The organism is Pseudarthrobacter sp. WHRI 8279 (assembly GCF_040224115.2).
Classification (GTDB): Bacteria; Actinomycetota; Actinomycetes; order Actinomycetales; family Micrococcaceae; genus Arthrobacter.
This window is the reverse complement of record NZ_CP168162.1, coordinates 1,925,721-1,937,994: the sequence shown is the minus strand read 5'-3', so window position 1 is coordinate 1,937,994 and position 12,274 is coordinate 1,925,721. Positions and strand designations below refer to the sequence as shown.

The following is a 12,274-nucleotide window of genomic DNA, read 5'->3' as shown; positions in this document are numbered from 1 at the left end:
TTTCATCCTAGCCGCGCCCGGCTGCGGGACCACGTACCGTGCGGGCTGACCGCCGAATTTCCCGTAGCTGCCTGTCGGCACACGGCAGATTATTGACGGCGCACCGGAGTATTAACGGAAATTCCCGCACCTCCGGCCCTTACGCCCGGGCGGGTTCCGTCCGGGGATGGACGACGGCGACAGCCGCCGCGGTGAGGCAGGCAAGGACCATGACTGCCGCGGCCAGCGCATTCCAGCCGAGGGACTGGAAGAGCAGGCCACCGGCCCAGCCGATGATGCTGGACCCGAGGTAGTAGGCCAGGTTGTACAGCGAGGCGGCCTGGGCCCGCCCGGTGCTGGCGAGCGCGCCGGTCCAGCCGGCCCCGATGCTGTGGGCGGCGAAGAACCCGCCAGTGAACACCACCAGGCCGGCCAGGATGAGGGCAAGGGACTGCGTCAGCGTCAGGGCAAGCCCTGCGGTGGACAACGCCAGGCCGGCGAGCAGGACGCGCCGGCGGCCGAAGCGAAGGGTCAGCCCCGCCGACCAGCGCGACGTGACGGTCCCTGACAGGTAAGCCAGGAAGATCAGGCTGATCAGCGTTCCCGGAAGGCCGAACGGCTCGCCCGAAAGCCGGAACCCCAGGTAGTTGTACACTGCCACGAACCCGCCCATCATCAGGAAAGCCTGGCCGTAGAGGACCAGGAGCCTGATGTTCCCTAGATGGCCGCCGAGGGTCCGGAAAGCACCGCGCAGCCCGGCGGCGGGTGCCGTGACGAAACCTTGGGCCCGCGGCACCAGGACCAGGAAGGCGACGGCGGCGAGGGTTGCCAGGACGGACACGGCCAGTGCAGCCGCGCGCCAGCCCCACAGTTCGCCGGCAGGCCCGGCAACCAGGCGGCCGGCGAGCCCGCCCAGGGTGGTCCCGGCGACATAACTCCCTGCCGCCAGGGCCGCGTGGGCCTTGGAGACTTCTTCATTGAGGTACGCAATGGCGATGGCCGGGATCCCGCCAAGCGCCATTCCTTCGAGGAGCCGCAGGGAAAGCAGCATGCCGAAGCTGGTGGACAGCGGAACCAGGAGGCCAAGGACGGTGGCTATCGAAATGCCCCATGCCATCGCCCGGACCCGGCCGATCCTGTCCGCCAGGAAGGACCAGGGAATCACCGTCACCGCAAGGCCCACCGTGGCGAGCGAGATGGTCAAGGCGGCATCGGCCGCGCTGACCTGCAGGTCCGACGCCAGGATGGGCAGCACGGCCTGGGTGGAGTAAAGCTGGGCGAAGGTGGCCACGCCGGCGAATGAGAGGCCTGCGAGGATCCTGGCGTACGCCGTCGAGCCTTTGGCATGACCGTCCCAGCCGGGAGGGAGGGTGCTGCCTGGGCGGACGATGTGTGCCATCCGGCCAGCCTAGCTTTCAACCGATAGATGCATCCAATGCATGCTTTGTGTAAAACTGATAGCAATTTCGCATGCTTTTCCCGGCGGGGGCAGGAAGGAGGACTCCCGTGGAACCCGAACAGAAACAGCTCGTGCAGCTGCTGCCGCTCCTGCCTGTGCTTGCCGAGCTGGGACGGACCGAGCACGTGACGGAAACCGCGGAAGTGCTCGGAGTACCGCAGTCCACAGTGAGCCGTGCGCTGGCCCGGGCCAGCGCCGTCGTCGGTACCGAACTCCTGGTCCGGGACGGCAGGGGAGTCCGGCTGACACCCGCCGCCCGCACCCTGCTGCCGTACATCGAGCAGGCCCTCACGGCGTTCCAGGCGGGACTGGATCTGGTCCGCGACGAGTCGGAGGTAATGCGGGGGAGGATTTCCGTCTCGTTCCAGCACACGTTCGGCGAGGCAGCCCTGCCGCTCCTGATCAGTGCCTTCCGGACCCGCCATCCCGGCGCCGCCTTCATCCTGAGCCAGGGGGCCCGGAACGCCTGCCTTGACGAGCTGGCCTCGGGTGGAGCGGACCTGGCGCTGACGGCTCCCGTGGCGCCGCCGGGCCGGAACCTGTCCTCGGCGCCGCTCTACCGCGAGCCGCTCCGGCTGGTGGTGCACCACAGCCATCCCCTCGCTGCAAAGGCCTCCGCCCGTCTTGCGGACATCAGGGCAGACCCCTTCGTGGCGCTCGGCCCCGGATACGGGATGCGTTCGCTCACCGATGCGCTGTTCCGCGAGGCCGGCTACAGGCCGCGCATCGCCTTTGAGAGCCAGGACTCGCACACCGTGCGCGGACTGGTCTCCGCCGGCCTGGGCGTGAGCATCCTGCCGCCGGGAGGTGACGCCCCGGGCCGCACCGTCAGCCCCGAAACCGGGAACCTGGGCTGGGTTGAAGTTCCCCTCGACTCCGCACTGGCGTTCCGTGAGGTGGGGCTGTCCTGGCGGCGGCGGAAAGCCGGGTCAGAGCCCGTGCCGGTCCGGCTGTTCCGCGACATGGTGGTGGCTGAAGGACCCGGACTGCTGGCCGGGCTGGTGCGGCAGCGGTCCCTTTAGCAGCGGCCGGCAAGGCAGGGCATGGGCCTTCCCTGCCCCCACCCCATTACCCTTGTGACGTGACCAACACCGAAAATTCCTCCGCGCTCCCCGCCGCTGCCCAGGTTCCCGCATCGAGCCCGCTCCGCGGTGTCATCATCGGACTCGACATCGGCGGGACCAAGACCCATGGGGTCCGCTTCGAGGACGGCGTACCGGTGGCGGACCAGTCCGCCGGCAGCTCCAACGTGCAGAACGTCAGCCGCGACGAGGCGGCTGCCAACCTCGCTGACCTCTTCTCACGTATCGGCGGAGGGCAGGTGTCCCGGGTCTATGCGGGCTCGGGCGGCATTGATACCGAAGAGGACGCCGCAGCGCTGGCGTCCCTGATCCAGCCGCACGTGCCCGGTGCCCGGGTGACGGTAGTCCATGATTCACGCCTGTTGCTGGCTGCCGGGCATGCAAGCACGGGAGTCGCGGTGATTGCGGGCACCGGCTCGGCGGCCTGGGGCAGGAATGCCGACGGCGGCGAGGCCAGGGCAGGCGGCTGGGGCTACCTCCTGGGCGACGAAGGCAGCGGTTACTGGCTGGGCCGCGAAGCGGTGCGGCACAGCCTGGCACGAATGAACAGGGGATTGCCTGCCGATGAGCTCACCACGGCCTTGCTGCAGTCCTGCGGGGTGGGTGACCCCAACCGCCTTATTGCGCTGTTCCACTCGCCCAAGACCGGCCGGCGCTTCTGGGCCCAGCAGGCCCGGTACGTGGTGGAGGCGGCGGCGGGAGGCCACCCGGAGAGCCAGGCGCTGCTGGACCAGGCCGGGAAGGACCTCGCCGGCCTCGCGCTGCAGGTTCTGGACCAGCTGGGTATCACCGGTCCCGTGATCCTGGGCGGCGGCCTGGGCATGAACGTGGCACCGCTGCAGCACTCCTTCCGCCGCCATCTGACGGACGCCGGCGTGACCGATATCCGCGTGCTGGACCAGGAACCCGTGTTCGGGGTGCTGCAGCTGGTGGCCGAGCAGGCCTGACCCGGGCTGGCCCTTTAGAGCCGCTTCCGGGGAGTCAGCCGCACGCCGGGCAGGGGAGGGGCGGGAATGCGTCCCGCCTCCGGCCCCGCGTCCGGGCCGTGGCCGGGGACCAGGCCATACCGTGCTGCCGCCGTTTCCGTTTCAGGCAGGCCGGCCTGCGCTTCCCAGTCGCTTCTGGCCTGCTCCACTTCGTCATGGGTGCGGCCCACGAAGTTCCACCACATCAGCAGCTCTTCCTGGAAGGGCTCGCCGCCGATAAGGAGGAAACGGGTGCCGGGAAGCGCCTGCACCCGCAGCTCCGTGCGGCCGGTGCCCAGGTAGCCCAGCGGGCCGGGGGGAATCTCCTGCCCGTCCACCGCCAGGCCGCCGTCGAGCACAAGGAGGCCGTGCTCAAACCCTGCGTCCAGCGGCACCACGGCGGCGCCTTCACACGAAACGTCCGCCCCCACGATTGGTGAGTACATGGTGGCGGGGGAGGTGGCGCCGGCGAGTTCACCCACCATCACCGTGGCGGTGAAGCCGTGGCCGCTGACGCGGGGAAGCTCGCGGTGCTGCTCGAAGGCCGACTCCCTGTGCCTTTCACTATCCGGCAGGGCCACCCAGAGCTGCAGCCCGCGCTGCACCGGCAGGGCCCCGCCAGCCGGAGGAAGCACCGCGAACTCGGAGTGCGAGACGCCGTGGCCTGCAGTCATGATGTTCAGTTCACCCGGCCGGACCACAACATCACTGCCCACGCTGTCCCGGTGGCGGATGTGCCCGGCCAGGGGCCAGGTCACTGTCTGCAGGCCGGTGTGGGGGTGGGGGAGCACGGACATCGCAGTCCTGTCCGGACCGAAGCTGTCCAGGAAACACCATGCCCCGATGGTGGGGAGGCCACGCTGCGGCAGCGTCCGCTGGACGTTCATGGCGCGGACCCCGCCGAGCGGCACCTCGCGTTGCGGCCACAGCTGCAGGCAGGGTCCGGAACTGCCTTCAGGGGCCGCCGGCGGACAGACTTCCTGCTGCGGCGCTATTTCCAAATTGGTCACTCCATCACTTTAGGCCGGTCTGCCCGCGGCGGAACAGCGCCCCACGCCATGGTGTTCCCAGGCCGGAAGGGCGGTTCCCATCCGGCACGGCCGCGGCTCCGAATGGTTACAGTAGGGATTCCTTTGCCCGGATTCGGGGCGCTGCAGGTGTTGCCGGCCCCGGTTTGGGTTACCGTAACTAACAGCGTGCTGATGACAATGTCGCGGTGCTTCCAGAGGCCGTCCCAGAGAACAGGTGAGTCCGCGCCATGGACCAGGCCATGATCGAGTTTCAGAGCGTTACCAAACAGTTCCAGGGCGGGCAGCCGGCCGTGGATAACCTTTCCATGTCCATCGGCAAGGGCTCCATCACCGTCTTCGTGGGCCCGTCAGGCTGCGGCAAGACAACCTCGCTGCGCATGATCAACCGGATGGTGGAACCAACCTCCGGGACCATCACTGTGGACGGCAAGGATGTCACCTCCGTGCCGGCGCCCGAACTCCGCCGTTCCATGGGCTACGTGATGCAGTCGGCAGGGCTCCTGCCCCACCGCTCCGTGCTGGACAACATTGCCACCGTTCCCCGGCTGAACGGCGTGTCCAAGGCGGATGCCCGCCGCCGCGCTGAGGAACTCCTGGACGTGGTGGGCCTGGCCCGGCCGCTCGCCAAGCGTTACCCGTCCCAGCTCTCCGGCGGCCAGCAGCAGCGCGTGGGGGTAGCCCGCGCGCTCGCCGCCGATCCGCCCATCCTGCTCATGGATGAGCCGTTCAGCGCCGTGGATCCCGTGGTCCGCGACGAGCTGCAACAGGAGCTGCTGCGGCTCCAGAAGGACCTGGCCAAGACCATCGTCTTCGTCACCCACGACATCGATGAAGCAACCGTCCTGGGCGACAAGGTGGCCGTCTTCGCGGTGGGCGGAAAGCTTGCCCAGTACGCCACGGCGGAGGAAATCCTCCGTGCCCCGGCAAACGACTTCGTGGCCTCCTTCGTGGGACGGGACCGGGGTTTCAGGCACCTGGGCTTCACCCCGTCCGACGGCGTCACCCTCCACACGGTGCCGACGATCATCCGCGGAGGCAGCGGCTCCGGGACGGATCCGGAGGCAGCCGGCGGCTGGCAGCTGGTGGTGGATGAAAACATGCGACCGCTGGGCTGGTCCACGCCCGGCACGGATACCGGCCTCATCCCGGGAGGTTCATTGTTCCGTCCCGGGGAGAGCCTGCGCCGGGCACTGGACGCTGCGCTGTCCTCGCCGTCGGGCCTTGGCGTCGCAGTGGATGCCGACGGCCGGGTGCAGGGTGTCATCCGGGGCGGCGAAGTGCTGGCCCTCATCGAGGAAGCCCGCCAGCTGCGGCAGGCTGCACTCTGATGGAATGGTTCCTGGCCAACAGCGGCATGGTCCTGGAGCGGTCCGGCCAGCACCTGGTGCTTGCCCTCGTCCCCATGGTCCTGGGACTGGTCATTTCCCTTCCCCTTGCGCAGCTGGCCCGCCAGAACCGGACCCTCCGTTCGGTGGTGCTGACCGCCTCCTCGCTGCTGTACACCATTCCGTCCCTGGCACTGTTCATCATTCTTCCCACCATCCTGGGCACCCGGATCCTTGACCCGCTCAACGTGGTGGTGGCCCTGACCATCTACGCCGTTGCCCTCCTGGTCCGTGCCGCCCTGGACGCCTTCGACTCGGTGAGCGAGGACGTGGGCCAGGCCGCGGTGGCCATGGGATACAAACCGCTGGCGCGGTTCCTGCGGGTGGACCTGCCGCTGTCCCTGCCGGTGATGTTTGCCGGGCTCCGGGTGGTGTCCGTCAGCAACATCTCCCTGGTCAGCGTGGCAGCGCTGCTGGGCATCGGAAACCTCGGCATGCTGTTCACCTCAGGACTGCAGCGCGGCTTCGTCACGGAAATCGTGGTAGGGATCATCGCCATCCTTGTCCTCGCCCTGCTCATGGACGCATTGCTCGTCCTGCTGGAACGGCTCCTCACGCCGTGGGAGCGGGCCGGGCGGCGGGGGACCCGCCAGCAGGACGGCGGTAACGCGGTAGAAGCAGTTGACGCAGCCGCACGTTATTCCATGCCGAAGACCGGAGGCGGAAACGCATGAGCAACGTTTTCACGGACACGTTCGCCTGGCTGGCCGACCCCCTGCACTGGACCGGCGCTGCAGGAATTCCCGCCCGGCTGGGTGAGCACCTCCAGTACACGGGCCTGGTCATGCTGATCGCCGTTGCCATTGCCGTCCCCGTTGGCATGTACGTGGGCCACACGGGCAGGGGGAGGGTTGCCGTAGTGGCGCTCGCCGGTGCACTGCGCGCCTTGCCCACCCTGGGGCTGCTGACACTTTTCGTGCTGCTCGCCGGAATCGGGCTGATGCCGCCCATCTGGGCGCTGGTGATCCTCACGGTTCCGCCGCTGCTGGCCGGCACCTACGCCGGTATTTCCAGCGTGGACCGCAACGTGGTGGATGCCGCCCGGGCCATGGGCATGACCGAACTGCAGGTCCTGTTCCGGGCTGAACTGCCCAACGCCCTGACCGTTATGTTCGGCGGGTTCCGGACCGGCGTGCTGCAGGTCATCGCCACCGTCTCCGTGGTGGCCTATATCAACCTGGGCGGCCTGGGCCGCTACCTATTCGACGGACTGGTCCTCAGCGACTTCCCCCAGATGCTCGGCGGGTCCCTGCTCATCGCAGCGCTGGCCATCGCCGTCGACCTCGTCCTGTCCCTTTTCCAGAGGCTGTTCCTGGCAACAGGCGCCTCCGGCCAGTCCCGCCGCAGCCAGCAGGCTGCGGCCGATCTCACAGACCCCGTCCTGGCGGAGGCTGTGGTACAAGGAGGTAAATCATGAAGGAAAGCCGTCCACACCATCTCGGCAGGCGTGCATTCAGCGGGCTCGCCGCCGGGCTCGGCCTGGCCATGGCATTGTCCGCGTGCGGAGGATCCTCCGATCCGCTGAGCAACGCGCCGGCCACCAGCGGGGCAGCCTCCGGGGAAACAACGTCCCTCGTTGTCGGCTCGGCCGACTTCCCGGAAAGCCAGATTGTGGCAGAAATCTACGCTGGAGCCCTGACCGCCGCCGGCATCACCGCCACCACCAAGCCGAACATCGGCTCCCGCGAGGTGTACATCAAGGCCGTCCAGGACGGTTCGGTGGACGTGGTTCCGGACTACACCGGCAACCTCCTGCTGCACGTGGACAAGGAAGCCGCCGAGGAATCGGCGGACGACATCGCCGCAGCCCTGCCGGAGAAGCTGCCGGACGGACTGGCGGTGCTGGAACCCTCCGAGGCCGAGAACAAGGACGCCATGGTGGTCACCAAGGCCACCGCCGAGAAGTACCAGCTGAAGTCCCTCGAGGACCTGGCCAAGGTGTGCAGCGAAATCGTGGTGGGCGCCCCCGCCACCTTCGCCGAGCGCGCCTACGGACTGCCCGGCCTGAAGGAGAACTACAACTGCGAACCGAAGAAGCTGGAGCCGTTCAGTGACGGCGGCGGTCCCGTGACGCTCAAGGCGCTCCTGGAGGACCAGGTGCAGGTGGCGGACATCTACACCACCACCCCGTCCATCGCAGACAACGATCTTGTTGTGCTGGAAGACCCCAAGAACAACTTCATCGCCCAGCAGGTGGTTCCGCTGTACAACGAGGCGAAAATGACCGACACAGCCAAGGAGGCCCTCAACTCGGTGTCCCGCATCCTGACCACCGAGGACCTCATCAACCTGAACCGGGCCGTCAGTGGCAGTCAGAAGCAGGGTGCCAAGGAGGCTGCGGACGCGTGGCTGAAGGAAAAGGGCATCGTCAAGTAGGGCTGCCCTCCTGGCCCTAGGCAGTACGACGGCGGCTGCCGGACTTCCCGAAGTCCGGCAGCCGCCGTCGTCCGTTCCTGGTGGCGGCGCGCGCCGCCTGTGGCTGACGTCTCACGGCCGTCCATCCTTCCTGTGGCATATTTGAGGGATGGCAGAATTCAGGCAGTCCACCAAGCTCAACAACGTCCTTTATGACATTCGTGGACCGATCCTCCAGGCTGCCCAGCAGATGGAGGCCGAGGGGCACCGGATCCTTAAACTGAACATCGGCAATCCCGCGCCGTTTGGCTTCGAAGCACCGGACGCCATCCTCGTGGACATGATCCGCCACCTGCCGCACGCCCAGGGCTACAGCGATTCCCGCGGCATTTTCTCCGCACGGACCGCCGTGTCGCAGTACTACCAGACCCGGGACATCCACAACATCCATGTGGATGACATCTACCTGGGCAACGGCGTCAGCGAACTCATCACCATGTCCCTGATGGCCCTGCTCGATGACGGTGACGAAGTCCTGATCCCCACCCCGGACTACCCGCTGTGGACCGCATCCGTGGCGCTCGCCGGCGGCAGGCCCGTCCATTACCTCTGCGACGAGGAAACGGGCTGGCAGCCGGACCTGGAGGACATGGAAGCCAAGATCACGCCCCGCACCAAGGGCATCGTGGTCATCAACCCGAACAACCCCACCGGCGCCGTCTACCCGGAAGAGACGCTGAAGAAAATCGTTGCCCTTGCAGAGAAGCACGGCCTGGTGGTCTTCGCCGACGAAATCTACGAGAAGATCCTGTATGAGGACGCCGTCCACATCAACCTGGCCAAACTGACCGGTGACGACGTCCTGTGCCTGACCTTCAGCGGCCTGTCCAAGGCCTACCGGGTGTGCGGCTACCGGGCCGGCTGGATGGCCATCTCTGGCCCCAAGAAGGATGCCGCGGACTACCTCGAGGGCATCAGCCTCCTGGCCAACATGCGCCTCTGCGCGAACGTTCCGGCCCAGCATGCCATCCAGACTGCACTGGGCGGCTACCAGAGCATCAACGACCTCATCCTGCCGGGCGGGCGCCTGCTGGAGCAGCGCAACAAGGCCTACGACATGCTCAACGCAATCCCGGGCGTCAGCACCCAGCAGGCGCGGGGCGCACTCTACCTTTTCCCGAAACTTGACCCCGAGGTCTACCACATCCGCGACGACGAGAAGTTCGTCCTGGACCTGCTCAGGGAACAAAAGATCCTGGTGTCCCATGGCAGGGCGTTCAACTGGGTCCGCCCGGACCACTTCCGCATGGTCACCCTGCCCAACGTCAAGGACATCGAAGAGGCCGTGGGCCGGATGGGGGACTTCCTAAGCAGGTACCAGGGCAACTAGCCTGTGGTCACGGGCGCTTCGGTCCCGTGGAACTTCGCGAAAGGACTTCCCATGGCCGGTGCCGTTGGCTTTCACCAGGACCCCTCTGAGACCCTGCGGGCCGGCAAGGGCTTTTCGTTGAGCGACCTGGACCCTGGTTCAACGCCGGGCTTCGATGGCACCAAGGAGGACGGCCAGGCCCTGCTCGCGGCGATGGACGACGAACTGGCTGGACTGCAGGAAAAACTCTTCGCAGAGTCCCGGTTCGGCGGGCGCAAGCGCATCCTGCTGATCCTGCAGGCCATGGACACCGCCGGTAAGGGCGGCATCGTCAACCACGTGATGGCTGCAATGGATCCCCAGGGCGTCCAGTTCAAGGCCTTTAAGGCCCCTACGGATGTTGAAAAATCCTACGATTTCCTGTGGCGGATCGAAAAGGAAGTGCCCGCTGCAGGCATGGTGGGCGTGTTTGACCGTTCCCACTACGAGGACGTCCTGATCCACCGTGTCCACCGCTGGGCCAGCCCGGAGGAACTCAAGCGCCGGTACGTGGCCATCAACGAGTTTGAGGCCAGGCTCAGCGGCTCCGGAACCACGGTTGTGAAGGTGATGCTCCACATCAGTGGAGAGGAACAGAAGGAGCGGCTGCTGGCCCGGCTGGACAACCCGGCCAAGCACTGGAAATACAGCCGGGGGGACCTCGACGAACGGGCGTTCTGGGAGGACTACATGAGCGCCTACCAGTCAGCCATCGATGAAACCAACACCGCGAACGCGCCCTGGTACGTGGTTCCGGCCAACAAGAAGTGGTTTGCAAGGATCGCCGTGCAGCAGCTGCTGCTGGGGGCGCTGAACGGCATGGACCTTCAATGGCCCAAGGCCGAATTCGACGTCGCCCTGGAACGGGAGCTGGTGGCACGGTCCTGACACTTGGCTGCGGATCCGGGGGCCCGGGCTCAGGGCTCCGGCTGCGGGCTTAGAGCGGCTGGTCGCGGGCAGCTGCCAGCCGCTTCCGGGCGCCTTCCAGCCATTCCTCGCAACGCGCCGCCAGGGCCTCGCCGCGTTCCCACAGTGCCAGGGATTCTTCAAGGCTGGCGCCGCCGGCCTCAAGCTTTCCCACCACGGCGATGAGTTGTTCCCGGGCTTCCTCGTAGCTCAGTGCCTTGATGTCGGCCGCTGGTTTCTGCTCAGTCATTGACTTCTCCGGTTTCCGTAGTGGGCTGTTCAAGTGTGCCGGTGGAGGTTGCGCCGAAACGGCCTTCAGCCACGCGGATGGAAAGGGGCGCGCCGGGCGGAGCCTCCGCCGGGCGGCGCACCACTGCATGGCCCGCGGTGCCGGCTTCTTCGGCCTGCTTTCCGGCGAGTTCCACGACGGCGTACCCCCGGTCCAGCGTCTTCTGCGGCGACAGCGCCCGCACCTGGGCTTTCAGGTGCCCAAGCTGGTCAGCCGCGCGGACCACGGAGGAGCTGACGGCGGCGGAGGACCTCCTGAGCAGCCGCTCAATTTCTTCGGACCGGATGGTCACGAGTCCTTCCGGCGCAGCCAGCACCGGCCGCGAGTGGAGGGACGCCAGGCGGTCCGCTTCCCTGTCCACCAGCCGTTCCATGCACCGGCGCAGCTGCACGCGTGCCTGGCGCACCCCTGCCAGTTCCTCGGACACTTCCGGGACAATCCGCTTGGCGGCGTCCGTGGGGGTTGAAGCCCGCAGGTCCGCAACGTCGTCCAGCAGCGGCCGGTCCGCCTCATGGCCGATGGCGCTGACCACGGGGGTGGCGGCAGCGGCCACGGCTCGGATCAGTTCCTCGCTGTTGAAGGGCAGGAGATCCTCCAGGGCGCCTCCGCCGCGGGCGATCACGATGACATCCACTTCGGGCAGGCCGTCCAGATCGCGGAGGGCGCGGACCACCTGGGCCACCGCTGTGTTTCCCTGCACGGCCACCTCCCGGATTTCGAACTCGACCGCGGGCCAGCGCAGGGCAGCGTTGCGCAGGATGTCCTTCTTGGCGTCGGAATCACGGCCGGTGATGAGGCCAATCCGATGGGGCAGCAGTGGCAGGGGCTTCTTGCGGGAGTCCGCAAAGAGGCCTTCGGCGGCGAGGGCCTGGCGCAGCCGCTCGATCCGGGCCAGGAGATCGCCCAGGCCCACCGGCCTGATGTCCCTGACCATCATGTTCAGCCGGCCGGTCTTGATCCAGAACTCCGGCTTCAGCAGTGCAACCACCCGCGAGCCCCGCTCCAGCGGCAGGTTCTGGCGTTCCAGCACCTTGGTCCAGACAGAGGCCGGCAGCGAAACCTCGGCGTCGACATCCCTCAGGGTGAGGTAGGCGTTGCTGCCACGGCGGTTCAGCTCAATGACCTGGCCCTCAACCCATGCCGAAGGGGTCCGGTCGATATGGGCCTTGAGCTTCTGTGACAGCAGCTGGAGCGGCCACGGGTTGTCCGGGCTGGTTTCGGCGGCCGTGGCAGGCAGCGTTGTGGGCGCCGCAAGCTGCTGGCCGGAGACCGGAAGCGACGCCTGGTCAGACATGCGGACGCTCGTGGCGGGCTGGAGCTGCGGGCATGGGGTCCTTCATCCGTTGGTGGGCTGTTTGTTGCAGCGCTGGTTTTCATAGGGCCGGTTGTTATACGGCCGGTTTTTGTAGGGCTGG

12 protein-coding genes are annotated in these 12,274 nt (G+C 67.2%); 8 read left to right on the top strand and 4 right to left on the bottom strand.

Annotated elements, in window-relative coordinates; genetic code table 11:
- Positions 1 to 139: 139 nt before the first annotated feature.
- Positions 140 to 1,378 carry an MFS transporter gene (locus ABRP28_RS08775; protein ID WP_350001932.1) on the bottom strand — a complete coding sequence of 413 codons (1,239 nt, stop codon included), beginning with the start codon at positions 1,376 to 1,378 and terminating at the stop codon, positions 140 to 142.
- Between the two features lie 107 nt (positions 1,379 to 1,485).
- Between ABRP28_RS08775 and ABRP28_RS08770 the strand changes: the two genes are divergently transcribed.
- Positions 1,486 to 2,460 (top strand): LysR family transcriptional regulator, encoded by a 975-nt coding sequence (locus ABRP28_RS08770; RefSeq protein WP_350001930.1) that lies wholly within the window; start codon positions 1,486 to 1,488, stop codon positions 2,458 to 2,460.
- Between the two features lie 59 nt (positions 2,461 to 2,519).
- Positions 2,520 to 3,467: a BadF/BadG/BcrA/BcrD ATPase family protein gene (locus ABRP28_RS08765; RefSeq protein WP_350001929.1), complete on the top strand. Its 948-nt coding sequence runs from the start codon at positions 2,520 to 2,522 to the stop codon at positions 3,465 to 3,467.
- 14 nt (positions 3,468 to 3,481) lie between these two features.
- Here the strand turns inward: ABRP28_RS08765 and ABRP28_RS08760 are convergent, their stop codons facing one another.
- Positions 3,482 to 4,495, bottom strand: a complete 1,014-nt coding sequence (locus ABRP28_RS08760) for a pirin family protein (RefSeq protein WP_350001927.1) — start codon at positions 4,493 to 4,495, stop codon at positions 3,482 to 3,484.
- A gap of 248 nt (positions 4,496 to 4,743) precedes the next feature.
- On the opposite strand from ABRP28_RS08760, the gene ABRP28_RS08755 reads away from it, so the two are divergent.
- From ABRP28_RS08755 to ABRP28_RS08730, 6 genes are all read left to right on the top strand, one after another.
- Positions 4,744 to 5,844 carry an ATP-binding cassette domain-containing protein gene (locus ABRP28_RS08755; protein WP_350001925.1) on the top strand — a complete coding sequence of 367 codons (1,101 nt, stop codon included), beginning with the start codon at positions 4,744 to 4,746 and terminating at the stop codon, positions 5,842 to 5,844.
- Positions 5,844 to 6,575 carry an ABC transporter permease subunit gene (locus ABRP28_RS08750; RefSeq protein ID WP_350001923.1) on the top strand — a complete coding sequence of 244 codons (732 nt, stop codon included), beginning with the start codon at positions 5,844 to 5,846 and terminating at the stop codon, positions 6,573 to 6,575. Before ABRP28_RS08755 ends, ABRP28_RS08750 begins: the two co-directional genes overlap by 1 nt.
- Positions 6,572 to 7,318, top strand: a complete 747-nt coding sequence (locus ABRP28_RS08745; RefSeq protein ID WP_231457031.1) for an ABC transporter permease — start codon at positions 6,572 to 6,574, stop codon at positions 7,316 to 7,318. Before ABRP28_RS08750 ends, ABRP28_RS08745 begins: the two co-directional genes overlap by 4 nt.
- A complete protein-coding gene (locus ABRP28_RS08740) occupies positions 7,315 to 8,277 on the top strand; it encodes an ABC transporter substrate-binding protein (protein WP_350001921.1) in 963 nt (320 codons plus the stop codon). Before ABRP28_RS08745 ends, ABRP28_RS08740 begins: the two co-directional genes overlap by 4 nt.
- 148 nt (positions 8,278 to 8,425) lie before the next feature.
- Positions 8,426 to 9,646 (top strand): pyridoxal phosphate-dependent aminotransferase, encoded by a 1,221-nt coding sequence (locus ABRP28_RS08735; protein WP_350001920.1) that lies wholly within the window; start codon positions 8,426 to 8,428, stop codon positions 9,644 to 9,646.
- Positions 9,647 to 9,697: 51 nt separating this feature from the next.
- Positions 9,698 to 10,552, top strand: a complete 855-nt coding sequence (locus ABRP28_RS08730; RefSeq protein WP_350001918.1) for a polyphosphate kinase 2 family protein — start codon at positions 9,698 to 9,700, stop codon at positions 10,550 to 10,552.
- A 49-nt stretch (positions 10,553 to 10,601) separates the two neighbouring features.
- Here ABRP28_RS08730 and ABRP28_RS08725 read toward each other — a convergent pair whose 3' ends face one another.
- Both ABRP28_RS08725 and xseA read right to left on the bottom strand, forming a co-directional pair.
- Positions 10,602 to 10,820, bottom strand: a complete 219-nt coding sequence (locus ABRP28_RS08725) for an exodeoxyribonuclease VII small subunit (protein WP_350001917.1) — start codon at positions 10,818 to 10,820, stop codon at positions 10,602 to 10,604.
- Positions 10,813 to 12,153, bottom strand: a complete 1,341-nt coding sequence (gene xseA / locus ABRP28_RS08720; protein WP_350001915.1) for an exodeoxyribonuclease VII large subunit — start codon at positions 12,151 to 12,153, stop codon at positions 10,813 to 10,815. Before xseA ends, ABRP28_RS08725 begins: the two co-directional genes overlap by 8 nt.
- Between the last annotated feature and the right edge of the window lie 121 nt (positions 12,154 to 12,274).